This is a genomic window from Phenylobacterium ferrooxidans, assembly GCF_042714595.1.
GTDB lineage: Bacteria > Pseudomonadota > Alphaproteobacteria > Caulobacterales > Caulobacteraceae > Phenylobacterium > Phenylobacterium ferrooxidans.
In genome coordinates, this window is sequence record NZ_JAOTJD010000027.1 from 21635 (window position 1) to 45440 (window position 23806).

General features: G+C 68.7%; 23 protein-coding genes. 12 read left to right on the forward strand and 11 right to left on the reverse strand.

Features of this window, described 5'->3' with window-relative positions; genetic code table 11:
• Window positions 1-120 precede the first annotated feature (120 nt).
• From OCL97_RS14265 to OCL97_RS14280, 4 genes are all read left to right on the forward strand, one after another.
• Window positions 121-1524 carry an alkaline phosphatase gene (locus OCL97_RS14265; protein ID WP_377370596.1) on the forward strand — a complete coding sequence of 468 codons (1404 nt, stop codon included), beginning with the start codon at window positions 121-123 and terminating at the stop codon, window positions 1522-1524.
• A gap of 69 nt (window positions 1525-1593) precedes the next feature.
• Complete coding sequence (locus tag OCL97_RS14270) at window positions 1594-2925, forward strand: TldD/PmbA family protein (protein WP_305703840.1); 1332 nt, start codon at window positions 1594-1596, stop codon at window positions 2923-2925.
• Complete coding sequence (locus OCL97_RS14275; protein ID WP_304777037.1) at window positions 2922-3716, forward strand: 3'(2'),5'-bisphosphate nucleotidase CysQ; 795 nt, start codon at window positions 2922-2924, stop codon at window positions 3714-3716. Before OCL97_RS14270 ends, OCL97_RS14275 begins: the two co-directional genes overlap by 4 nt.
• Window positions 3717-3737: 21 nt before the next feature.
• Entirely contained in the window at window positions 3738-3977 is a 240-nt protein-coding gene (locus OCL97_RS14280; protein ID WP_304777036.1) for a DUF4170 domain-containing protein, read from the forward strand.
• Here the strand turns inward: OCL97_RS14280 and OCL97_RS14285 are convergent.
• From OCL97_RS14285 to OCL97_RS14295, 3 genes are all read right to left on the reverse strand, one after another.
• A complete protein-coding gene (locus OCL97_RS14285) occupies window positions 3974-4588 on the reverse strand; it encodes a DUF1287 domain-containing protein (protein WP_377370597.1) in 615 nt (204 codons plus the stop codon). The two genes, OCL97_RS14280 and OCL97_RS14285, sit on opposite strands and share 4 nt — an antisense overlap.
• Window positions 4589-4592: 4 nt before the next feature.
• A complete protein-coding gene (locus OCL97_RS14290) occupies window positions 4593-5258 on the reverse strand; it encodes a fused DSP-PTPase phosphatase/NAD kinase-like protein (protein WP_305703838.1) in 666 nt (221 codons plus the stop codon).
• A gap of 72 nt (window positions 5259-5330) precedes the next feature.
• Window positions 5331-5675 carry a VOC family protein gene (locus OCL97_RS14295; RefSeq protein ID WP_305663863.1) on the reverse strand — a complete coding sequence of 115 codons (345 nt, stop codon included), beginning with the start codon at window positions 5673-5675 and terminating at the stop codon, window positions 5331-5333.
• A gap of 88 nt (window positions 5676-5763) precedes the next feature.
• Here OCL97_RS14295 and OCL97_RS14300 point away from each other — a divergent pair, with 88 nt between their 5' ends.
• The 5 genes from OCL97_RS14300 to lpxK are packed head-to-tail and all read left to right on the forward strand — an operon-like array spanning window position 5764 to window position 11505.
• Entirely contained in the window at window positions 5764-7539 is a 1776-nt protein-coding gene (locus tag OCL97_RS14300) for an ABC transporter ATP-binding protein (RefSeq protein ID WP_377370598.1), read from the forward strand.
• On the forward strand, window positions 7536-8237 hold the full coding sequence (locus OCL97_RS14305) for a lysophospholipid acyltransferase family protein (protein ID WP_377370599.1): 702 nt from the start codon (window positions 7536-7538) through the stop codon (window positions 8235-8237). The genes OCL97_RS14300 and OCL97_RS14305 overlap by 4 nt, the downstream gene beginning before the upstream one ends.
• 30 nt (window positions 8238-8267) lie before the next feature.
• On the forward strand, window positions 8268-9239 hold the full coding sequence (locus OCL97_RS14310) for a cation diffusion facilitator family transporter (protein WP_377370600.1): 972 nt from the start codon (window positions 8268-8270) through the stop codon (window positions 9237-9239).
• Entirely contained in the window at window positions 9236-10498 is a 1263-nt protein-coding gene (locus OCL97_RS14315; protein WP_377370601.1) for a 3-deoxy-D-manno-octulosonic acid transferase, read from the forward strand. The genes OCL97_RS14310 and OCL97_RS14315 overlap by 4 nt, the downstream gene beginning before the upstream one ends.
• Window positions 10495-11505: a tetraacyldisaccharide 4'-kinase gene (gene lpxK / locus OCL97_RS14320; RefSeq protein WP_377370602.1), complete on the forward strand. Its 1011-nt coding sequence runs from the start codon at window positions 10495-10497 to the stop codon at window positions 11503-11505. Before OCL97_RS14315 ends, lpxK begins: the two co-directional genes overlap by 4 nt.
• Here the strand turns inward: lpxK and OCL97_RS14325 are convergent.
• Together OCL97_RS14325 and purD are read right to left on the reverse strand one after the other, a co-directional pair.
• Window positions 11502-12575 (reverse strand): phosphotransferase family protein, encoded by a 1074-nt coding sequence (locus OCL97_RS14325; protein ID WP_377370604.1) that lies wholly within the window; start codon window positions 12573-12575, stop codon window positions 11502-11504. The genes lpxK and OCL97_RS14325 overlap by 4 nt on opposite strands.
• Before the next feature lie 102 nt (window positions 12576-12677).
• Complete coding sequence (gene purD / locus OCL97_RS14330; RefSeq protein WP_377370605.1) at window positions 12678-13955, reverse strand: phosphoribosylamine--glycine ligase; 1278 nt, start codon at window positions 13953-13955, stop codon at window positions 12678-12680.
• 117 nt (window positions 13956-14072) lie between these two features.
• Here purD and OCL97_RS14335 point away from each other — a divergent pair, with 117 nt between their 5' ends.
• Complete coding sequence (locus OCL97_RS14335) at window positions 14073-15065, forward strand: class 1 fructose-bisphosphatase (protein WP_377370606.1); 993 nt, start codon at window positions 14073-14075, stop codon at window positions 15063-15065.
• Between the two features lie 2 nt (window positions 15066-15067).
• Here OCL97_RS14335 and phoB read toward each other — a convergent pair whose 3' ends face one another.
• The 6 genes from phoB to OCL97_RS14365 form a co-directional block, all read right to left on the reverse strand.
• Window positions 15068-15760 (reverse strand): phosphate regulon transcriptional regulator PhoB, encoded by a 693-nt coding sequence (gene phoB, locus OCL97_RS14340; protein ID WP_305337585.1) that lies wholly within the window; start codon window positions 15758-15760, stop codon window positions 15068-15070.
• Window positions 15761-15762: 2 nt separating this feature from the next.
• The gene (gene phoU, locus OCL97_RS14345; protein WP_304777021.1) at window positions 15763-16464 is read right to left on the reverse strand and encodes a phosphate signaling complex protein PhoU; all 702 of its coding nucleotides are present in this window, start codon (window positions 16462-16464) and stop codon (window positions 15763-15765) included.
• 9 nt (window positions 16465-16473) lie between these two features.
• Window positions 16474-17319 (reverse strand): phosphate ABC transporter ATP-binding protein PstB, encoded by an 846-nt coding sequence (pstB, locus tag OCL97_RS14350; protein WP_305337586.1) that lies wholly within the window; start codon window positions 17317-17319, stop codon window positions 16474-16476.
• Between the two features lie 34 nt (window positions 17320-17353).
• Window positions 17354-18646 (reverse strand): phosphate ABC transporter permease PstA, encoded by a 1293-nt coding sequence (gene pstA, locus OCL97_RS14355; RefSeq protein ID WP_377370607.1) that lies wholly within the window; start codon window positions 18644-18646, stop codon window positions 17354-17356.
• Window positions 18639-20084, reverse strand: a complete 1446-nt coding sequence (gene pstC, locus OCL97_RS14360) for a phosphate ABC transporter permease subunit PstC (protein WP_377370608.1) — start codon at window positions 20082-20084, stop codon at window positions 18639-18641. The genes pstA and pstC overlap by 8 nt, the downstream gene beginning before the upstream one ends.
• An 85-nt stretch (window positions 20085-20169) precedes the next feature.
• Window positions 20170-21591: a sensor histidine kinase gene (locus OCL97_RS14365; protein WP_457852599.1), complete on the reverse strand. Its 1422-nt coding sequence runs from the start codon at window positions 21589-21591 to the stop codon at window positions 20170-20172.
• A 187-nt stretch (window positions 21592-21778) separates the two neighbouring features.
• Here OCL97_RS14365 and OCL97_RS14370 point away from each other — a divergent pair, with 187 nt between their 5' ends.
• On the forward strand, window positions 21779-23236 hold the full coding sequence (locus tag OCL97_RS14370) for an OprO/OprP family phosphate-selective porin (RefSeq protein ID WP_377370610.1): 1458 nt from the start codon (window positions 21779-21781) through the stop codon (window positions 23234-23236).
• Between the two features lie 182 nt (window positions 23237-23418).
• On the forward strand, window positions 23419-23694 hold the full coding sequence (locus OCL97_RS14375; protein ID WP_305337591.1) for a SemiSWEET family sugar transporter: 276 nt from the start codon (window positions 23419-23421) through the stop codon (window positions 23692-23694).
• Window positions 23695-23806 lie beyond the last annotated feature (112 nt).

Consider the following 23806-nt stretch of genomic DNA (forward strand, 5'->3'; position numbering starts at 1 on the left):
CCAATCGCGTCCGCCTTCATGCGGGTGTGATCAATCTGGCCGATGACCATCCAGATCGGGTTGTCGGCTCCAAAGGCGGGCGCCTCTCCACAGTGGTCGATGGTCTGGGAGTAGACGGACGTGAAGACATTCGGATTTCGACACGCTGGTAGCGCGGCGGCGGCGCTCGCTGTCGGCCTCTCCGTCGTTGGAGCCGCCCAGTCGGCGGAGCCGCAGAAGGCTCGCAACGTCATCCTGTTCGTCGGCGATGGCATGGGGGTTTCGACCGTCACGGCGGCGCGCATCTATCAGGGTCAGCTTCGGGGCGTCGATGGCGCCTCGAATCGGCTGACCTTTGAACGCTTCCCCAACCTCGCCCTGGTGAAAACCTATTCGGCCGACAGCCTGGTGACCGACTCGGCCAACGGCGCCTCGGCCATGATGACCGGGGTGCGAACCATCAACGGCGCCTTGGGGGTCGACGCGACCGTCAATCGCCAGAGCTGTGCGTCGGCCATCGCCGGCCGGGTCGACACCCTGGCCGAACTGGTCAAGCAGCGGGGAATGTCGACAGGCGCCGTCAGCACCGCGGCCATCACCGACGCCACGCCGGCGGCGCTGTACGCCCATACCAGCGCCCGCAGCTGGCAAGGGGACTTCGCCATGCCGAAGGAAGCCGCCGCCGAGGGATGCGTGGATATCGCCCGCCAACTGGTGGACGCCCCCGAAGCCATGAGGCTGGACGTGGCCCTGGGCGGCGGGGCGACCTTCTTCACCCCGGCCAAGCGGCTGGACGGCCGCGACCTGACGCGGGAATGGGCAAAGCGGCCCGATGCGGCCTTCGTCGATACCGCCGAGGGCCTGTCCAAGCTGCCCAAGGGAACGCGCCACCTGCTGGGTCTGTTCGCCGGAGAAAGCATGGCCCGCGAGAGCAGCCGCCCGGTGCAGGCGCCGCGCCTGACGGACATGACCAAGGCCGCGATCTCGCTGCTGTCCCAGAACCCCAAGGGCTATTTCCTGATGGTGGAGGGCGGACTGATCGACAAGGCCCACCATGCCGGCCTGGTCCGCGACGCCCTGAACGAGACCGTGGAATTCGACGCCGCCGTCGACCAGGCTCTGGCCATGACCGACCGCGCCGACACCCTGATCCTGGTGACCGCCGATCACAGCCACGGCCTGACAATCAACGGTGGACACCGCGATAGCCCGATCTTGGGCCTGGTCACTGACGCGCAGGGCAAGCCCAGGCTGGCGGGCGACGGCAAGGCCTACGGCATACTGAACTATCAGACGGGTCCAGGCGGTCCAAAGGCCGGGGAGAGCCGCATCGACCCCACGACGGTGAATACGCTGGAACCCGGCTATCGCGCCCCGGCCGGCATTCAGATGAACAGCGCGGCCCATACGGGGGAGGACGTCGCCGCCTATGCCCAGGGACCGGGGGCCGAGCGCCTGCGCGGCCTGATCGACCAGACCGACATCTTCGAGGTCATGCGCGAGGCCCTCGGCATCCCGGCGCCGAAGCGGGCCGCCAAACCCTAGGGGCGGCCCGATCCCGGACAGGACGACGTCAGGGTTGCCCCGGGGCCCGCGCCCGGCCATATCCACGGGATGGAAGAGAGCCTGTTAGCCGATGTCGTCGCCGCCGCCCTGAAGGCCGGCGCCGACGCCGCTGAAGCCGTCGGCGCCGAGCGCGCCGCCTTGAGCATCAATGTCCGCCTGGGCAAGCTGGAAGAGGTGGAGCGCGAGGAGTCCCGCGACCTCGGCCTGCGGGTCTTCGTGGGCAAGCAGCAGGCCACCGTCTCCGGCTCCGACGTCTCGGCCGAGGCCCGCGCGAAGCTGGTGGAACGCGCCGTGGCCATGGCCCGGCTGGCGCCGGAGGATCCCTATGCCGGCCTCGCTGAGGCCAGCCGCCTGGCGCGGGGCCCCTTCCCGGACCTTGATCTCTATGACGGCTCCGAGCCGACGCCGGAACAGCTGGAGGATCGCGCCCGCGCCGCCGAGGAGGCCGGCCGCGCCATGCCCCGCGTCGCCAACTCCGACGGCGGATCGGCCTCCACCTCCTCGGGCCAATGGCGGCTGGTGACCTCGGGCGGCTTTTCCGGCGTTCACCGCGCCTCGAGCTATTCCATCGGCGTGTCGGTGATCGCCAGCGATGGCGACGAGATGGAAGGCGGCTATGACGGCCGCTCCACCCGCTGGCAGGCCGACCTGCCCACGCCCGAGAGCATCGGGGCGGAGGCCGGCCGCCGCGCGGCGGCGAGGCTGGGCGCTCGCAAGATCAACTCGACCACCGCCCCGGTGATCTTCGAAAACCGCCTGGCCATGTCGCTGATTGGTCCGCTGATCGGCGCCATCTCCGGTCCCGCCATCGCGCGGGGCAATTCCTTCCTGAAGGACAAGCTGGGGGCCCAGGTCTTTTCCAAGGGGATCAACGTCACCGACGACCCGCACAAGGTGCGCGGCCTGGGCTCCTCGCCCTTCGATGACGAGGGGGTGGCCAACCGCGCCTGGAACCTGATCGACGATGGCGTCCTGAGCACCTGGCTGATGAACTCCTCCTCGGCCCGGCAGCTGGGCCTGGAAACCACGGGCCACGCCTCGCGCGGCCTGGCAGGTCCCCCGGGCGTCTCCACCACCAACCTGACCCTGCAGCCGGGAACCCGGACCCAGGCGGAGCTGATGGCCGACGCTGGAAGCGGTGTGCTGATCACGTCGATGTTCGGCCCCTCGCTCAACGGTAATACCGGCGACTGGTCGGTGGGCTGCGCCGGCTTCTGGTTCGAGAACGGCGTCCTGGCCTATCCGGTGGCCGAGATCACCGTGGCCGGCAATCTGATCGACATCTATGCCCGCCTGATCCCCGGATCGGACCTGGAGTTCCGGGGTTCGGCCAATGCGCCGTCGATCCTCGTGGACGGACTGGCCATAGCCGGGAAATGACCGACGCGGGCGCCGATCTGGAGCTGATCGTCGCCGCGGCCCTGGAGGCCGGCCGCCTCGCGGTGCGCATGCGCGACGAGGGCCTGAGCGTCGAGATCAAGTCCGACAACACCCAGGTCACCAACGCCGACCTCGCCACCGACGCCCTGCTGACCCAACGCCTGCGCGCAGCACGGCCGGACTATGGCTGGCTGTCGGAAGAGACCGCCGACAACACCGACCGACTGTCCAATCGCCGGCTCTTCGTCGTCGACCCCATCGACGGCACCCGGGCCTTCATTCGCGACCGGCCTTGGTGGGCGGTCTCCATCGCCGTGGTGGAGGATGGTCTGCCGATCGCCGGCGTGGTCTTCGCGCCTGATGTTGAGGAGACCTACACCGCCGTCGCCGGCCAGGGCTCGCACATGAACGGGGAGCTGATCCGCGCCAGCGCCTGCGACCTGGTGGAGGGCTGCGGCATGATCGGCGACCAGCGGATGTTCGAGCATCCCTCCTGGCCACAGGCCTGGCCGGCCATGCGGATCGAGGCCCGCAATTCGACGGCCTACCGCATGTGCCTTGTGGCCTCGGGCGCCTTCGACGCGGCCATCGCCATCGTGCGCAAGAGCGACTGGGACCTGGCCGCCGCCGATCTGATCGCTCGCGAGGCCGGCGCCTATTGCGGGGATCATCTTGGCCGCCCCTTCGCCTACAATCGCGCAGAACCCTCGCAGTCCAGCCTCGTCTGCGCCGCGCCGCGACTGGCGCCATTGATCCTTAACCGCGTCGGGCATATCGCCTTGAGGAATTGATTCACTTCGGAAACCTCAGCCATGCCCGACAAGCAGCTCCTGCACCTCGTCATCGGTGGCGAACTTGAAGACCTCGAGCACAACACCTTTCGCGACCTGACCAAGGTCGATCTGGTGGGCGCCTACGCCAGCCACGCCGAGGCGGTCGCCGCCTGGCGGATGAAGGCCCAGTCGACGGTGGACAACGCCCTGATGCGCTACTTCATCATCCACGCCCACAAGCTGCTTGAGCCCGACAAGGACGACCATCACGACCACTAGGCCGGGCGCGGCCGCCAGCGATAGTGGCCCACCGGCTTGAGCTGCAGGAGGATGCCGAGGCTTTCCTCCCGCGCACCCTGGCCGATGTTGTGGACCACGCGGGTGGGCCCGCCGGTGGCCGTGACTATACCCACATGGGGCCGGTCGCCGATCAGCAGGCGCCAGGTCAGGATGTCGCCCACCGCCAGAGGCTCCGGAAATCCCTGCCCGAAAGCCGGCCGCTTGGCGCGCCAGATCTGGGCGCCCATCCGCCCCCAATAGGTCTCCAGGTTCAGCACCCGGCGATGGTCGATATTGGTGTCAGGCTTGGCCAGGCTCCAGGCCTGGGGATAGGCGCCGAAGCGCCGGGTCATGTCCCCGTGGATGAGCTGTTGAAGGTCCGCCCTCCAGGCGTCGCGGGCCGCGCGGATCACCACGTCGCAGCAGACCCCGGTGGTCCGCGGGACATCGCCCCCCGGATAGGCGAGCCGCACATAGGCCGGGTCATAGCCGGTGGTGACGCCCACCTGAGCGCGAGCCGCCCGCGCCAGGGCCTCGCCCGGGTCACCCGCCGCCTGAGCCCAGGCCGGCGCGGCCATCAGGCCACCGATCAGGGCGCGGCGTGTGGGCATGGTTCTACTCCCGTTTGAGCAGGCCCTCGGTGAGCAGCCGGCCCCACATCTGGCTGCGGAAATCGGCCTTTATTTTGGCCTCGTCGTAAGCGGGGCTGTCGACCCATTCGAGGAAGGTCTGGCCGGCCGGTTCACCCTCCGCCAGGTAGCGCTCGAAGGTGTAGTCCAGCACCCCGGTCTTGCCCTGCTTGATGTGCAGGTACTTGAGCGACAGCTGCTCCAAGGCCTCGCGGATCGTCTTGCCCTGCCGGAAGTGCATGTAGAAGACGCTCATGATCCCGGCCCGGTCCGCCCCGGACTTGCAGTGCATCAGCGCCGGGTACTCGATGGTCTCGAACAGCGCCTTCGCGCCGTGCACCCGCGCGCGGCTGGGGACCTCGCGGCTGGTGATGGTGAAGTCCACCATGGTCAGGCCGAGCCGTTGGCAGGCGTCCTTCTCCAGGGCGTGGAAGCTGGCGTCGAACCCGCCGCGCAGGTTGATGATGGTCTTGACGCCGCGGCGCTGCCACGCCGCCAGCTGGAACGGCCAGGGCTGGTTGGTGCGCACCAGCTCGTCGCTGATCCAGTGGGCGTTGGAGAAGCCCAGCCGCAGATAGGCGTGGTCGTTCCAGAGATAGTTCAGCGTCGTGGAAATACGCCCGCCGGGCGTGGAGAGATCGAAGTCGGCCAAGGGGGGCTCCGGGTGTTCGGCCCCTAACTAGGCCGTGACGCCGCCAAACGGAAGCGCGGCGGGTGGTCCCAGCTATTGCAGCAGGGTGAGCGTATTGCCCGCCGGATCCTTGAAGTGGGCCAGGGTCCCGCCCCACGGCATCTTCTCCGGCGGTCCCAGGAAGGGCACGCCCTTGGCCTTCAGGGCCTCATAGGTCGCCTGGATGTCGTCCACCTGGATCGAGGTCCCGACGAAGCGGCCCACCAGGTTCTCGTCCTCATGGCTCCCGTCGTCGCGCTCGACGATCAGGTCGATCCCAAGGTCGTAGCCGACCGCCATCTCCATGTCCCACTTGGCTGTCAGACTCAGGGTCTCCCCATAGAATCGCCTGGCGGCCGCCATGTCATCGACCCAGATCCGCAGTCCGTAGATCTTCATCTGGCGCACTCCCTCATCCATGCGGCGCCGCATCTTAGCGCATCGCCGGAAGCTTGACTTCCCGTCCCTGACAGCCGACCCCAGGATGATGACCGCGCCTACCACCGAGCCCGAGCTTTCGGCCCGCGCCCTGATCGCGCGGATCGCCGGGGTCTATATGCGGCCCCGCTGGAAGGCCTGGACCTGCGCCATGCTGGCCGCCATCGCCGTGGCGGCGCTGTCGGCCAAGCTGGTTCAGATCTTCGAGCCGGCGATCAACGACCTGCTGGTCAACCACAAGCCCGGCGCCCTGGTGATGGTGCCCCTGACCATCGCCGCCCTGGCCATCGGCCGGGCGCTGGCCCAGGTGATCCAGGCCTCCCTGGTCAACCAGATCGGCAACGCCGTGGTGGGCGATGTGCAGGTGCAGCTGTTCGGCAAGCTGGTTCGCGCCGACCTCGCCCACCTGCGGACCCAGCACTCCGGCGCCTATGTCTCGTCGGTGCTGTATGACGCCAGCCTGATCCGGGAAGCCGCCACGTCCGGGGTGATCAACTACACCCAGCACGCCCTGACGGTGATCGGCGCCATCACCGTGATGGTCTCCAACGATCTGCTGCTGTCCCTGACCCTGGTGGCCGCCGCCCCCCTGACCGGCTTCATCATGCGCCGGTTCTCCAAGAAGACCACCAAGGCCGCCAAGGGAGCCATGGCCGAGACCTCGGCCCTCTCCACCGCCATCATGGAAAGCCTGGACGGGGTTCGGGTGGTGAAGATCGAGAACCGCGAATCCTACGAGGAGGCCCGGGTCGCCGAGGTGGTGCAGCGCCGCCAGAAGCATCTGGTGAAGGGCGCCAATGCGCGGGCCCGCGCCGCCCCGGCCACCGAGCTGGTGATGACCCTGATCACGGCGGCCGTCATCGCCTATGCCGGCTGGCGCTCGCAGTCGGGCGACATGAACGTCGGGGCCTTCATGGCCTTCCTCCTGGCCCTGGGGTTGGCCTCCCAGTCCCTGCGCCAGCTCTCCAACCTGGCGACGGTGATGGCCGAGGGGATGAGCGCGGCGCGCCGCCTGTTCGCCGCCCTGGACGTCGAACCCGAAGTGCGGGAGCAGCCGGGGGCCGCCCCCCTGGCCCGCGGCGAGACCACGATCTGCTTCAAGGGCGTCAGCTTCGCCTATGCCGGCGGTCCGCCCACCCTGCGGGACGTGACCCTGGAGGTCCGCCGCGGCGAGACCGTCGCCCTGGTGGGCCCGTCCGGGGGCGGCAAGACCACCATCCTGAACCTGATCCCCCGCTTCTACGACGCCACCGACGGTGGAGTGACCATTGACGGCGTGGACATCCGCGACGTGACCCTGGCCTCCCTGCGCGCCCAGATCGCCCTGGTGACGCAGGAACCCTTCCTGTTCGACGACACCATCCGCGCCAACATCGCCTATGCGCGTCCCAACGCCAGTCAGTCAGAGATCGAGACCGCCGCAAGGGCCGCCGCCGCCCACGACTTCGTCCTTTCGCTGCCCGCCGGCTACGACACCCTGGTGGGCGAGGCCGGGGCCCGGCTCTCGGGCGGCCAGCGGCAGCGGATCGCCATCGCGCGCGCCTTCCTGAAGGACGCCCCCATCCTGCTGCTGGACGAGGCCACCAGCGCGCTCGACACCGAAAGCGAGGCCCAGGTCCAGGCCGCCCTGGCCCGCCTGATAGCCGGACGCACCACCATTCTGATCGCTCACCGCCTGTCGACCGTGCGCGGCGCCGACCGCATCTATGTGATCGACAAGGGCCAGGTGGTGGAGACCGGCGACCACGACTCCCTGATCAAGAAGCGCGGCCTCTATGCGCGCCTGGCCCGCAGCCAGGACCTCGAGGCCGAGACCGCCGCGTGAAGAAGTTCATCCGCCGACCGGCCGTGCAGGCCTTCCTGGGCTGGGTCCTGGCCGGCTATATGAGCCTGATCCGCCACAGCGTGCGCTGGCGCCACGAGAACCTCGCGGCGGTGAAGCCCGTGCTGACCGCCGAGCCGGGGGTCATCGCCCTGCTCTGGCACGGCCGCATCCCAGTGGCCCTGACCATCGCCCCTATCCTGAAGCAGACCAAGCTCGCCCACTGCCTGGTGTCGCCCTCCGCCGACGGCGAGTTCTTCGCCCAGGCCATGGCCCACAACGGTTTCCCCTCCATCCGCGCCTCCTCCGCCAAGAAGGGCGACTCGGCCAAGGCCCGCGCCATAGTGGCCGCCTTCCGCGAGGCCATGGCCTGGGTGAAGGGCGGCGGGGTGCTGATCGTCACGCCCGATGGCCCGCGTGGTCCGAACGAGGTGATGGCGCCCGGCGCCCTGCAGATCGCCCGGCGCACCGGCGCGCCGGTGCTGCTGGTGGGCCTGGCTGTCTCTCCCGCCAAACGGCTGGGGAGCTGGGACACCGCCATGGTCGCCGCCCCCTTCGGCCGGGGCTCGGCGATCTGGGAGGGGCCCTACTACGTTCCCGCCGACGCCGACGACGCGGCCATCGAGGCGCTCACCGCCGACTGGGCGGCCAGGCTGTCGGCCGCCACCCGTCAGGCCGAGGCGAGGGTGTCGGCGGATTGATCCGACGCGCACGGGGTGAGACATAGGGGCATGGCCCACGAGCACCACGATCACGCCCACCAGGACCATGATCATCACGATCACGGCGGGCATAGCCATGCCCATGGCGGCCACGGCCATAGTCATGCGCCCAAGGATTTCGGCCGCGCCTTCGCCGTCGGGGTGGCGCTGAATTTCGCCTTCGTCCTGGCCGAGGTCGCCGCGGGCCTCTGGTCCGGGTCGCTGGCCCTGCTGGCTGACGCCGGCCACAATCTCTCCGACGTGCTGAGCCTGCTGCTGGCCTGGGGCGCGAGCGTCCTAGCCCGCCGGGCGCCCAGGGCCAACCGCACCTACGGCCTGCGCAAGGCCACCATCCTGGCCTCCCTGGCCAACGCCGTCCTGTTGCTGGTGGCGGTAGGAGTCATCGTCTCGGAGGCCGTGCGACGCTTCGCCGAGCCGGCCGATGTCGCCACCGCGCCGGTGATGATCGTCGCGGCCATCGGGGTGGTGATCAACACGGCGACGGCCCTGATGTTCATGCGCGGCCACGACGATCTCAATGTCCGTGGGGCCTTCCTGCACATGGCCAGCGACGCAGCCGTCAGCCTGGCGGTGGTGATCGGCGCGGGGCTGATGGCCCTGACCGGCCTCGGCTGGATCGACCCGGCGCTCAGCCTGATCATCGCCGCCGTCATCGTCCTGGGAACCTGGGGCCTGCTGAAGGACTCGGTGAACCTGGCCCTCGACGCCGCGCCCAAGGGGATCGACGTGGCCGAGGTGCGGGGCTGGCTCAACGCCCTGCCCGGCGTCACCGGCGTCCACGACCTGCACGTCTGGGCGATGAGCACCACCGAGACGGCGATGACCGCCCACGTCACGCGACCCGACAACCCCGACGGCGACGCCTTCCTGCACGCCGCCTGCGAGGGTCTCGAGAAGACGTTCAAGATCGGCCACTGCACCCTGCAGGTGGAGACCGGCGGGGCCGAGATCTGCCGGCTCTCGCCCGCGGAAGCCGTGTGAGACGCCCGCTCTCCCTCCAGCTCTACGCCGCCATCCTGCGTCTTCTGGAACCGCTCGCCCGGCCCCTGCTGGCCCGGCGGGCGAAGGCCGGCAAGGAGGACGCCGCGCGGCTGGGGGAGCGGCTGGGCCACGCCAACATCACCCGCCCCGAGGGCCGGTTGGTCTGGCTTCATGGGGTCAGTGTCGGCGAGAGCATGTCCCTGCTGCCCCTGGTCAGCGCCCTGAAGGCCAAGCGCCCGGAGCTGGTCCTGCTGGTCACCTCGGGCACACGGACCTCCGCCGAGCTGCTGGCCAAACGCCTGCCCGCCCAGGTGATCCACCAGTACATCCCCCTGGACGCGCCGGGCGCCGTGCGCCGCTTCCTCGATCATTGGGAGCCCGACCTTGGCGTCCTGGTGGAGAGCGAGCTCTGGCCCAACCTGATCCTCGGCGCCCATGAGCGTGGGGTGAAACTGGCCCTCCTCTCCGCCCGGATGACGGAGGGCAGCGCGCAGGGCTGGGCCAAGGTCCCCGCCGCCGCCAAGCTGGTGCTAGACGCCTTCGACCTGATCGCGCCGCAGGAGACCGAGACACAGATGCGGCTCAAGCGCCTCGGCGCACGCACGGGGCAGCTCCTGAACCTCAAGACGGTGGGCGAGGCCCTGCCCGTCGACGCCGCAGAACTGGCGCGCCTGAAGACAGCGGTCGGCGATCGCCGCGTGGTCCTCGCCGCCAACACCCATCCCGGCGAGGACGAGATCGTCATCGAGGCGTTCCGGCAGGCGGGTCTCGCAAACACCCTGCTGGTGATCGCGCCACGGCACCCCGCGCGGGGCGAAGCGATCGCGGGCCTGCTGGCCGGTTTCGAGGTCGCCCGGCGGGCGGCAGGCGAGCCCTTGATGGCCCAGACCACCGCCTATGTGGCCGACACCCTCGGCGAGATGGGCCTGCTCTACAGCCTGGCCGACGTGGTGGTGATGGGCGGCGGCTTCCTGCCGGGGATCGGCGGTCACAACCCCCTGGAGCCAGCCCGCCTGGAAAAGCCGATTCTCACCGGGCCCCATACCTTCAACGCCGCATCCCTCTATGCCGACCTCTTCGCTCACGCCGCCGCCATCGAGGCCGCCGACAGCACGAACCTGGCCCGGCATCTGAGGGGCTTGGACACCTACCCCCACATCGGCCGCCGTATGGGCGAGGCGGCCCTGGCCTATGCCGACCGCCAGGGCGAGGCGCTGGACCAGGCCATGGGCCTGCTCGAACCCCTGCTGCCGACATGAAATTGTCCACGCCCCGTTGGTGGTACGTTCGCGACCACGCCCCGGCGCCCGTCAGCCGCGCCCTGCTGACACCGTTGTCCTGGATCTGGGCGGCGGTGACGGCGCGGCGGATCGCCAAGACCACCCCCATCGACCCCGGCGTGCCGGTGATCTGCGTCGGCAACCTCACCGCCGGCGGCACGGGCAAGACCCCCGTGGTGCGTGAACTGCTGAGGCGTCTGCGCGCGCGGCACGTCGATGCGCATGGACTGTCCAAGGGCTATGGCGGATCCCTTGAAGGGCCCCTGCAGGTGGACCCGACCGGGCACACGGCGGCCCAGGTGGGGGACGAGCCGCTGATGCTGGCCGGCGACGCGCCGATCTGGATCTCGCGCAACCGGGCCAACGGCGCCTTGGCCGCCGCCTGGGCCGGCGCCCAGGCCCTGGTGATGGACGACGGCCACCAGAACCCGTCGATCCGGAAGACCCTGTCCCTGGTGGTGGTGGACGGCGAGACTCGCAACAACGAATGGCCCCTGGGTGACGGAGCGGTCTTCCCCGCAGGTCCCCTGCGCGAGCCCCTGGCCGCGGGCCTCGGCCGGGCAGACGCGGTGATCCTGATGCTGCCCTCGGACGTTGAGGCGCCTGATCCTGACCTGGTGGCGGTGTTCGCCGGCAAACCCGTGCTGGTCGCCCGGCTCGCCCCCACCGCCCCGCCACCGCCAGGGCCGCAGGTGGGGTTCGCGGGCGTCGGCAAGCCGTGGAAGGTGGAACGGTCCCTCGAGGCTTCGGGATGCGACCTGAAGGACTTCGCCCCCTTCCCCGACCACAGGGCCTATGACGAACGCACCCTGCAGGCCCTGGCCGACCGCGCGGCGACCTTCGGCGCGGGGCTGGTGACCACCGAAAAGGACTGGGCGCGCCTGCCGCCGGCGTGGCGCGCAAAGATCACCGCCTGGCCGGTCGCAGCGGTGTTCGAGGACGAGGCCGCCCTCGAAGCGCTGCTGGATAGGGCCCTGGCCCCTTAGACCTTGGCGCCGGCCTTCTGGGCGTAGGCCCAGCTGGCCTTGGCCAGCTGCGGCACGCGCAGGGCCATGGCCGCAGCCTGCGGGCTGTTGGCCGTACCATCGCGGGCGCGACCCACGATCCCCTGACAAATCCCGGCCAGCCGGAACATGTTGTAGGAGAAGAACCAGTTGAGGTCGTGCAGGGCCTCGCGATTGGTCAGCCGGCAGTATTCAGCGACGTACTCGTCCAGGGTCGGGATGCCGTGGGCCTTGAGGTCCGGGATGGCCGAGATGCCGCCATTGACCCAGTTCATCAGCAGATAGGTGAAGTCGGCCAGGGGCTCACCCAGGGTGGAGAGCTCCCAATCCAGGACCGCCACCACCCGCGGCTCAGTGGCATGCAGCACCATGTTGTCCAGGCGGTAGTCGCCGTGGACGACAGAGGTGCGCTCCTGCTCAGGCAGGCTCTCGGGCAGCCACTTGATCAGCCGCTCCATCTCCTCGATGTGTTCGGTCTCGCTGGCCTTGTACTGCTTGGTCCAGCGATCGACCTGACGGCCCATATAGTTGCCCGGCCGGCCATAGTCGCCCAGGCCGATGGCCTCGTGGTCGGTGTTGTGCAGGTCAGCCAGGGTCTTGAGCTTGGCCATGTAGATGGCGTGGCGCTCGGCCGGCTCGTACTGGGGCAGGCTCTGATCCCAGAGGATGCGGCCCTCCACCATGTCCATCACATAGAACATGGTGCCGATGACGCTGTCGTCGACGCACAGGCCCCAGGACTTAGCCACCGGGAAGCCGGTGGTGTGCAGGGCGGTGATCACCTTGTACTCGCGGTCCACAGCATGGGCCGAGGGCAGCAGCTTGCCCGGCGGCTTGCGGCGCAGGACGTATTTCTTGTTCGGGGTGACCAGCTGGTAGGTGGGGTTCGACTGCCCGCCCTTGAACTGGCGGACTTCCAGGGGGCCGACATAGCCCGCGACATTGGCTTCCATCCAGGCGGCCAGGGCGGCTTCGTCGAACTTGTGGCTCTCCACGACCTCTTTGGTGCCGGTGTTGAGCTGCTCCCGCGCCTGCTCGGTGACTTCGGCCATGGGCGTTCCCCTTGTTCTCTTACGCGTGTTTGAAAACACCATACCGACCCCCCAGCCCTGACGGCAAGGCAAGAGGCGATCTTCATACCGGAACTTCGAAGATCAGGAGGACTTGCCGAGCACGCGCCAGCCGATGTCGGAGCGGTGGAAGCCGCCGGGCAGTTGGATCCGGGCCACCGCCGCATAGGCCCTGTCGCGGGCCGCCTGCAGGCTGGGGCCCCGCGCGCAGACGTTCAGCACCCGGCCGCCGCTGGCCCGCAGCGTTCCGTCGCCGTCCCGCGAGGTCCCGGCGTGGAAGACCACCACGTCCGGGCCGAAGTCCTGCTCGGCCCCGGTGATGGCGGCCCCGGTCCTGGGGGCGTCGGGATAGCCCTCGGCGGCGATGACGACGCACATGGCCGCCTCGTCGCGCCACACGGGCGCGGGCATCTGGTCCAGGGTCCCGGTGGCGCAGGCCAGCAGATAGGGGACCAGGTCGCTCTCGAGCCGCAGCATCAGCACCTGGCACTCCGGATCGCCGAACCGGACGTTGAATTCCACTAGCTTGGGGCCGTCCGCCGTCGCCATCAGCTCCACGAACAGCACGCCGCGATAGGGGGCGCCCTCCGCCGCGATCCCGGCGAAAGCGCGCTCGGCCAAGCGCTCGCGCGTCTGGTCCATCAGGGCCGGGGTGAAGACCGGCGCGGGGGAATAGGTGCCCATGCCGCCGGTGTTGGGCCCCTGCTCATTGTCATAGGCCCGCTTGTGATCCTGGGCCCCGCCGAACAGGATCGAGGTCTTGCCGTCGCACAGGGCGAACAGCGATCCGATCTCGCCCACCAGGAACTCCTCGATCACCACCCGTGCGCCAGCGGTTCCGAACCGGCCCCCAAGGGCGTCGTCGATCGCGGCCTCGGCGGTCTTCAGGTCTTCGGCGATCACCACGCCCTTGCCGGCCGCGAGGCCGTCGGCCTTGATCACGTAGGGCGGCTTGAAGCCGGCGAGGGCGGCCTTGGCCATGGCGGCGTCCTCGAACACGCCATAGGCCGAGGTTGGTAGGCTGTGACGGTCGCAGAAGGCCTTGGTGAAGGCCTTGGAGCTCTCAAGCTGGCCGGCCTGCGCGACCGGCCCGAAACAGGGAATAGCGGCCTCAGCCAGGGCGTCGGCGAGCCCCGCCTCAACGGAGACCTCGGGTCCGATCACCACCAGGTCGGCGGCGATCTCCCGAGCCAGGGCCACCAGGGCCGGGACGTCCACGGCCTTGATCGGCCTCAGCTCCCCCAGGGCCGCCATGCCGGGATTGCCGGGCGCGATCACCAGGCGCCCCAGAAGCGGCGAGGCCGCGATCTTCCAGGCCAGGGCATGTTCGCGCCCGCCCGAACCGACGAGGAGGATGTTCATGACCCGCGCTTTCGCCCGGCCAGCCACGCCGGTCAAGCCGCCAGGGCTTGTCCCATCGCACCCGGTTGTGATCTTAGGTCCGCGAGCCCCTGGCGGGCGCCTTCCGATGGACGATTGATGCCCACCACCCTCCGCGACTGCCTGGCCGCCAAGGCCCGCGACCCGTCCCTCGCCGACCTCATCGCGATGGTCGTGCACACCAGCGCCGAGATCAGCGCCCTGGTGCGTCGCGGGGCGCTGGGGGAGGTGTTCGGGGCGCTCGAGAGCCAGAACGTCCAGGGCGAAGTCCAGAAGAAGCTGGACGTCATCTCCAACGACATGCTGCTGGAAAGCTGCGGCGCGTCGCCGGCGCTCATGGCCATGGCGTCGGAGGAGATGGACGACATCCATCCGGTCCGCGACCTCACGCCCGAGGGCGGCTACCTGCTGCTGTTTGATCCCCTGGACGGCTCCAGCAACATCGACGTCAACGTCTCCATCGGCACCATCTTCTCGATCCTGCCCGCGCCCCGCGCCGACACGCCACGCCCGGCCGTCCTGGCGGACTTCCTGCAGAAGGGCCGCGCGCAGGTCGCCGCGGGCTACGTGGTCTACGGCCCCCAGACCACCCTGGTCCTGACCCTTGGCGACGGCGTCGACGCCTTCACCCTGGACCCGGAAACCGGTGACTGGCTGCAGACCGGGTCTGGCGTGACCATACCGGTGGAGACCAAGGAGTACGCGATCAACGCCTCGAACCTGCGCCATTGGGCGCCGGCGGTGCGCGGCTATATCGAGACCTGCCTGGAGGGCGAGACTGGACCCCGGGGCAAGAACTTCAACATGCGCTGGATCGCGTCGATGGTGGCCGACGTCCACCGGATCATGATGCGCGGCGGCGTCTTCCTCTACCCCTGGGACGCGCGCGAGCCCGACCGGGCCGGCAAGCTGCGCCTGATGTACGAGGCCAACCCGATGTCGATGCTGGTGGAGCAGGCCGGCGGCGCGGCCTTCGACGGTCACGGCCCCATCCTCGACGCCGAGGTCAACGACCTGCATCAGCGGATTTCCGTGATGCTGGGATCACGCGCCGAGGTCGAGCACCTGGAACGCCTGCACCGAGACGCCTGAATTCAGGCGTCCATGTCCAGGGAGTAGCCGGCCGAGCGCACCGTGCGGATCGGATCGGCCTCGGCCTCCTGGCGGTTGAGGGCCTTGCGCAGGCGGCCGATGTGGACGTCCACCGTGCGGGCCTCGACATAGACGTCAGAGCCCCAGACAGCGTCCAGAAGCTGCTCGCGCGAGAACACCCGCCCCGGGTGCTGCATCAGATAGTCCAGCAGCCGGAATTCGGTCGGACCGAGGTGGATCTCGCTGCCCGCCCGCTTCACCCGGTGCGCCACGCGGTCGATCACCAGGTCACCGATATGGACACGGTCCTCGGCGAGGCCCGGCCGGATGCGCCGCAGCACGGCGCGGATGCGCGCCGAGAGCTCGCTCATGGCGAAGGGCTTGATAATGTAGTCGTCGGCGCCGGTGTCGAGGCCGCGGATGCGATCGCTCTCCTCGCCCCGCGCCGTCAGCATGATGATCGGAATGTTGCGGGTCTCGCTGCGCTGGCGGAGCCGGCGGCACACCTCGATGCCCGAGACCTTGGGCAGCATCCAGTCCAGCACCACCAGGTCGGGCAGGCGCTCGCTGACCTGGGTCAGGGCCTCCTCGCCGTCCATGGCGACGGCCACGTCGTAGCCTTCCTTCTCGAGGTTGTACTGCAGCAGGGTGGAAAGAGCGTCCTCGTCTTCCACCACCAGGATGTAGGGGATCATTCTCAGATTTCCTTCGCCAGGGCGTCAGTCTTGGGCCGGGCCGAGCCGATCGTCTCGGCCCCGGTGATTTCGTAGTGGATGATCTCGGCGATGTTGGTGGCGTGGTCGCCGATGCGCTCGAGGTTCTTGGCCACGAACAGCATGTGGGCGCAGGCGGTGATCGTGCGCGGATCGCCCATCATGTAGGTCAGCAGTTCGCGGAACAGGCTGTTGTAGTGCTCGTCCACCTCGTCGTCGCGGGACCAGACGGCGAGCGCCCGGTCGAGATCCGACGCGGTGTAGGCGTCCAGCACGTCCTTCAGCCGGCCCAGGACCAGCTTGCCCATCCGCTCGATGGAGCGGGTCAGGGGGCTCATGGGCTCGGCCTCGGTCAGCACCAGGGTGCGCTTGGCGATGTTCTTGGCCAGGTCCCCGCAGCGTTCGAGGTTCATGGCGATCTTCATGGCCGCCACGGTCTTGCGCAGGTCGTTGGCCATGGGCTGGCGCAGGGCGATCAGCCGGATCGCCTTGCGCTCGATGTCGGCTTCCAGGACATCCAGCCGCTCGTCGCGGGCGACAACGGCCTCGGCCAGGGTGGTGTCGCGGCGAACCACTGCGTCGATGCCGTCGCCGACCTGGGCCTCGGTCAGGCCGCCCATCCGGGCGCACTCGGCGGTCAGCGTGTTCAGCTCGTCTTCGTAGGATTTGACGATGTGCTCGTTCATCTCGTGCCCCTAGCCGAACCGGCCGGTGATGTAGTCCTGGGTGCGGCTGTCCCGCGGGTTGGTGAAGATCTCCCCGGTGGGACCGGCCTCCACCAGCTTGCCCAGGTGGAAGAAGGCGGTCTTCTGCGAAACCCGCGCGGCCTGGGCCATGGAGTGGGTGACGATGACGATGCAGTACTGGTTGCGCAGCTCGTCGATCAGTTCCTCGATCCGCGCCGTGGCGATGGGGTCCAGGGCCGAGCAGGGCTCGTCCATCAGGATCACCTCGGGGGAGACGGCGATGGCGCGCGCGATCACCAGGCGCTGCTGCTGGCCGCCGGACAGGCCGGTTCCGGGCTGGTGCAGCCGGTCGGCCACCTCGCCCCAGAGGCCGGCCTTCTTCAGCGAGGTTTCCACCAGGGCCTCCAGCTCGGACTTGCTGGTGGTCAGGCCGTGGATGCGGGCCCCGTAGGCGACGTTCTCGAAGATGGTCTTGGGAAAGGGATTGGGCTTCTGGAACACCATGCCCACCCGGGCGCGCAAGATGACGGGGTCGATGGCCCGGTCGTTGACGTCCTCGCCGTCGAGTTCGATGCGACCGCGGACCGTGGCGCCGGGGATGGTGTCGTTCATCCGGTTGATGCAACGCAGGAAGGTCGACTTGCCGCAGCCGGAGGGACCGATCAGGGCGGTCACCGCCTTTTCCGGCACGTCCAGGGAGACGTCGAACAGGGCCTGCTTGTCACCGTAGAAGACGTTGACGTCGCGGGCGCGGATTTTGATCGCGTGCTGGGGACCGCCGGCGTGCGCGCGGTCGACGGTGATATGGACGGGCGCCGAGCCGTGGGCCTGGCTGTCGTCACGCTGGGCGGGCATGGGGGACCTTGGGATTTGACGCCGGATCATCTGACTACCACCGGCGTTCGAAGCGGCGGCGGAGGAGGATCGCAGCCAGGTTCATGATGATCATGAAGGCGAGGAGGACGAGAATCGCCGCGGCGGTGCGCTCATGGAAGGCGCGCTCCGAGGCATTTTCCCAGATGAAGACCTGGACCGGCAGGACCGTGGCCGCCCCGGTGAAGCCCTCGGGCACGCCGGGCACGAAGGAGATCATGCCGATCATCAGCAGGGGGGCGGTCTCGCCGAGCGCGTGGGCCAGCGACAGGATCGCGCCGGTCATGACGCCCGGCATGGCCAGGGGCAGGACATGGTGGAACACGGTCTGGGTGCGCGAGGCGCCGACCCCCAGGGCCGCTTCCCGGATGGAGGGGGGCACCGCCTTCAGCGCCGAGCGGGTGGCGATGATCACCGTGGGCAGGGCCATCAGCGCCAGGACCAGCCCGCCCACCAGGGGCGAGGACCGGGGCACGTGCATCCAGTTGATGAACACCGCCAAGCCCAGCAGGCCGTAGACGATGGAGGGCACGGCGGCGAGGTTGTTGATGTTGACCTCAATCAGGTCGGTCCAGCGGTTCTTGGGCGCGAACTCTTCCAGATAGGTCGCCGCCAGCACCCCGATGGGCACGGCCAGAACCGCGGTCACCAACAGCATCATGGCCGAGCCGACCACGGCGCCGAGCACGCCGGCCTGTTCCGGCTCGGTGGAGTCGGACTTGGTGAGGAAGTCCAGGTTGAAGCCCTTCGAGACGGCGCCGGACGCCTGCATCTTGTCGAGCCAGGTGAGCTGACGGTCGTCGAGCTTGCGCTCGTCCTGCGGCGTGGAGCGCTTCAGCTCACCCTTGTAGTAGAGGGCGGCGTCGGCTTTCACGGGGCCGCTCAGGGTGACCTCCTTGCCGATCAGGGACGGATCATTCCGGACCATCTCCAGGAGCTGGAAGCCGAAGTCGTTGGAGATGATGTCCATCATCTTGCCCGACGCCTCGCCGGACTCGTCGTCGGTCTCGCCCATCCTGGCCAGCATCTGTTCGGCCACAAGCCGGTCGAAATTGGAGCCGGCGATGTCGGCCGCGTTCACCTTCGCGGGGTCGACATAGATGGTCTGGGTGACCTGGTAGTCGATGAAGGTGGAATAGCCCTGCAGGCCGATCCGGCCCACCAGCATCACGAGGAAGCCGAGGGCGAAGACGATCGCCAGCTGGCCGTACAGCCGGAAGCGTCGCTCCTGGGCGTAGCGCTTCTTCAGACGCGTCTCCAGCCCTTGCCGGAAGGCGGTCTTGTCCGTGGGGAGGGCGCCGTCAGTCATACTGTTCCCGGTATTTCTGGACGATGCGCAGGGCGATCACGTTCAGGATGAAGGTCATTACGAAGAGGGTCAGGCCCAGGCCGAAGGCTGAAAGGGTCTTGGGGCTGTCGAATTCCTGGTCACCGGTCAGCAGGGTGACGATCTGCACCGTCACGGTGGTCACCGTGTCCAGCGGATTGAGCGTGGTCTTGGCCTGAAGCCCGGCGGCCATGGTGACGATCATGGTCTCGCCAATGGCCCGCGACACCGCCAGCAGCATGGCCGCCATGATGCCCGGCAGGGCGGCGGGCAGGACCACCAGCTTCACCGTTTCCGAGCGGGTGGCGCCCATGGCCAGGCTGCCGTCCCGCAGGGACTGGGGCACGGCGTTCATGATGTCGTCGGAGAGGGACGAGACGAAGGGGATCAGCATGATCCCCATCACGGCGCCCGCCACCAAGGCCATCTGGTTCTGCACCTGGCTGAGATAGATGCCGAGGCTGTCCAGCGGGCCGCCGATCAGCAGGGCGCCCAGGCCGTTGAAGGCCTCACGGAAGATCGGCCCGACGGTCAAGGCGGCGAAGAAGCCGTAGACCACGGTCGGCACGCCGGCGAGGATCTCCAGCAGCGGCTTGACCACCCCCCGCGTCAGGGGATTGGCGTATTCCGAAAGGTAGATCGCCGAGTAAAGGCCGATGGGAGCCGCCACCAGCATGGCGATCATCATGATGAGGAAGGTGCCTGCGAACAGCGGCACCGCGCCGAACGCGCCCTTGGAAGCGTACTGGTCGCTGCGCATGGCGATCTGCGGGTCCCACTGGGTCCCGAACAGGAAGTCGACCGGCGACACCGACTGGAAGAAGCGCCAGCTCTCCCAGACCAGGGAGCCCACAATGCCGACGGTGGTGAGGATGGCGGTGACCGCGCAGGCCAGGAACAGGACGGCGATCCATCCCTCAACCCGGTTGCGGGCCCGGAAGGTCGGGCCAATGCGGGGATAGGCCAGGGCGAGGCCGGCCAGACCCACCACCACGCCCGCGGCGAGCGCGCCGTACTGGATGAGTTGCTCCAGGCGCTTGGCCTGGGCGGCCTTGGCCTCGATGGCGGTCTTCAGGTCTCCGGCATAGACCGTCTCGCTAGCCTGCGAGCCGTGGGCCAGGGCCCGGGCGTCGTCATAAAAGACATTCTGGCCCTGGGGGGTCAGCGCCGAAACCGCGGCGGGCGGGTCCGCGCGCAGCAGGGCGGCCTCCATGCGGCCGCCGAGCATGGCCGCGGCCAGGACGATCAGGGCCGCGGGCAGGCCGGCCCACAGGGCGACATAGCTGCCATGATAGCCCGGCAGGGAGTGGAACGAGCCCGGCTTGACGGTCGACGCCAGGCGCTGGGCCTTGTGACGTCCAAAGGCATAGGTGGCGCCGGAGAACAGGAAGAGCGCCAGCAAGGCGATCCAGGTGAGCATCGCGGCTCCCAAGCCAGAACAAGATGGGAGGTCATCCCACGCCGCGCGGAACCTGCCTGCGCAATACTGTCCGCTTACGACACTTCTACGACGGTTTTGTAACGGCCCCCGGAGATGGGGCGGCTGGCAGGGCGAGAGAGGCCGGAACCAGCGGGAAATACGCGCTGAAGGTCGCCCCCTCCCCCTCCACGCTCTCCACCGCCAGGCCCCCGCGGTGGCGGTTCATGATGTGCTTGACGATGGCCAGGCCCAGGCCGGTGCCGGACCGCTCGCCGCTCTTCTGGCCTTCGACCCGGTAGAATCGCTCGGTCAGCCGCGGCAGGTGCTCGCGCTTCAGGCCCACACCGGAGTCGGTGACCCGCAGCGCGGCATAGAGATCAGGGCCGTGGTCGGGCGTCAGCAGGGACAGTCGCGCCGACTGCGCCCTCAAGGGCGCGGCGGCCGCGTCCGCGGTCAGCCCGCTGACCAGGGCGATCTTCACAGATCCTTCGCGTGGCGAGTACTTCAGCGCGTTGTCCACCAGGTTCTGAGCGACCTGCACGATCTGGTCCCGATCGCCCGAGACCACGGCGACGCCGCGGGGCGGCAGGCATGGAACCAGGGTCACGCCGCGCTCTCGGGCGAGCGGCCCCAGGGCGTCGATCACATCCATCACCGCGGAAGCCAGGTCGGTCTCGCCTTGAGGGGCGATGTGCTCGTTGAGCTCGATCCGCGAGAGCGACAAGAGGTCGTCGATAAGGCGCGCCATCCGTTCAGCCTGGGTCGACATGATGGTGAGGAACTTCTCCCGCGCGCCCTCGTCGGTGCGGGCGTGGCCGCGCAGGGTTTCAATGAACCCGGAGAGGGAGGCCAGCGGGGTGCGTAGCTCGTGGCTGGCGTTGGCCAGGAAATCGGCCCGGGTCTGCTCGGCGCGGCGGATGTCGGTCTCGTCACGGAGCACCAGCAGGGCCAGGCGTGAACCGTCGGGCGCTTCGCCCAGGGGCTTGGCGAAGGCCTTCAGGACCCGGGCCTGGGCGCCGCCCATCTCATAGACCGCTTGACTGTCGAGGCCGCCGAACAGGGCCTCGTCCACCGCCTCCAGCACCTGGGGATCGCGGATCGCGGTGACCAGCAGGCCTGCCTCAAACTGAATCCGCAGCAGGTCGCGGGCGGCGTCATTCACCATGACGAAACGCCGACCTGTGAGGTCATCGGGTTCATGGGCGGCGATCACCAGCACCGGATCGGGCAGCGCGTTGATGATGCTGACATAGGGCGGCGCGTTTTCGTGCGGCGGACGCGTGGGCGCCAGGGGTGGCTGTCCCTCGGGATCGACCACACGGGCGCTTCGCCAGACCACCGCCAGAACCAACACCGTGAGGGCGGCCGCCGTCCAGGTGGCCACGTCCGGCTCGGCCAGCCCCCCCGCGCCCAGGGCCAGCACAGCAAGGATTCCCAGCCCGCCGGTGATCAGCGCCGGGCCCGAAAGCCGGAGCCATCCGCGCGGCGGCGTCTGCGACAAAACGATTCTCCGCGGCTGCAAAGTTTGAGCAGGCCCGAGACTTATGACACTGACATGACAGCGGCCCAAGTGGTGGGGCGACTCGAAATCTACGACCGGTTCAAAAACAATCTCTATTTATCCGATAGGCTTTGTCCGATCTCCACGGATCTCAGTCTCGGAAAACTCAGACAACCGAGGGGCTAGAGGCCAAATGGCTTTGAAATCGAAACTGCTTCTGGGGGCCGCAGGTCTTGTCCTGGCGTGGCCCGGCCTGGCCGCGGCCGATCCCGCCACCGACGCAAAGATCGCCGCCCTTGAGGCGCAACTGTCGCTGCTGCAGGCCCAGATCGCCGACCTGAAGGTTTCCACAGGCGCCAGCATCGCCGCCAAGCGGCCCGACACCAAGACAGCCTCGGCCTCCATCGCCGGCGGCAAGCCGACCATCACCTCCTCCGACGGCGCCTTCTCCGCCACCCTTCACGGGGTGATGCAGCTCGACACCGCCAAGTACGACCAGGACGACCGCCTGCCGGCCGCCGTCACCGCCCGCGATCTGTCGGGCGGCGGGAACTTCCGCCGCGCCCGCATCGGCGTCGACGGCAAGGTCTTCGGCGCCTTCGACTACAATATCCTGTTCGACTTCGGCGGGTCCGGCGCAGAGGATTCCGGGCGGATCCAGGAAATGTGGGTGCAGTATTCCGGTCTCAAGCCGCTGCGCTTCCGGATCGGCGCCTTTGCGCCGCCACTCGGCCTCGAAGACGCTGCCTCCACCAACGGAGCCCTGTTCCCGGAACGTCCGGCCGTGGCCGACATCGCCCGCGGCCTGGCCGGCGGCGACACTCGCATCGGCGCCGGCGTCATCGGTCACGGCGACCGCTGGTTCGCTTCCGCCATCGCCACCGGCGCCCTGGTTCAGAGCCTCAATTCCGGGACCACGGCCTTCAACGCCCCGGTGTTCGACGAACAGCAGGGCTACGCCCTGCGGGTCGCGGGCACACCGCTCCATGGCGCCGACTGGATGATTCATGTGGGCGCGAACGCCAGCATCGTGGCCCAGCCCACCGACCTGGGCGCGGCCGCCGGGACCCGCTACGCCCTGCAGCTGCGCGAGCGCCCTGAACTGCGGGTCGACGGCTCCCGCCTGGTGGACACCGGGCAGATCGACGCCAGGGGCGCCCAGGCCTACGGCCTGGAATTGGCCGCCCAGAAGCAGAACCTGTACCTCCAGGCCGAGTACGTCGATTTCTCGATCGACCGCCGCAACCCGGCCGCCGGCGCCTCCGACCCCAGCTTCAACGGCTGGTATGCTCAGGGCAGCTGGGTGCTGACCGGTGAGCGCCGCAAGTACAACACCACGACAGCGGCCTTCGACGCGCCTGGCGTCGACAAGCCCTTCGATCGCGCGAACGGCCAGTGGGGCGCGTGGGAGCTCGCGGCGCGCTATTCGACCGTCGATCTCAACTACGCGGAAAACAGCCCGATAGTCGCCGAGCGGGTGCGCGGTGGAGAGCAGGTTATCTGGACCCTCGGCGTCAACTGGTTCCCCAACCCCGCCGTCAAGTTCATGCTCGACTATTATGACGTCAGCGTGGAGCGGAAGAACGCCGCCGGGGCCGCCATCGGCCAGGACTACCGCGCCGTGAACCTGCGATCCCAGATCGCCTTCTAGGCCTCCGAGACTCAGAACAGAGATCGCGCCCCGTCCAGGCCGCCTGCAAAGCCGCGGCCCACGACCGGGCGCGGCTTCGCCTGCCCCTGGCTCGGAACACCATCGGCCAGAGCCTTTCTCGCAGGCGTTTCGCAACCCGCGACGTGGACGCCCGTTCTGTGGCCTCGAAGAGGGCCCACGCCATGAACAATCTCTCGATGACCGATATCGTGGGCACGCTGGCGGCGCTCTGCTCCATGGCCAGCTTCACCCCCCAGATCATCAAGATTTGGCGCGAGAAGGACGCCACCTCCGTCTCCCTGCGGATGTATGTGGTCACGGTGACCGGGTTCGCCCTTTGGATCGCCTACGGCATTCTTATCGGAAGTTGGCCGGTGGCCGCCTCCAACGTCGTCTGCCTGGCGCTGTCGGCCGCGATCCTGGCCCTCAAGTGGCGCTTCCGCGAAAATCGGAGCTGAGGACCACGCCGGTTGGCGCCGCGACCACCTCGCTCTAGATTGCCGCCAACCGCGGGCGAACGCCCCGCACATGACCAACCCCCAATCGCGGCCGACGGCGCCTCGGACTCCC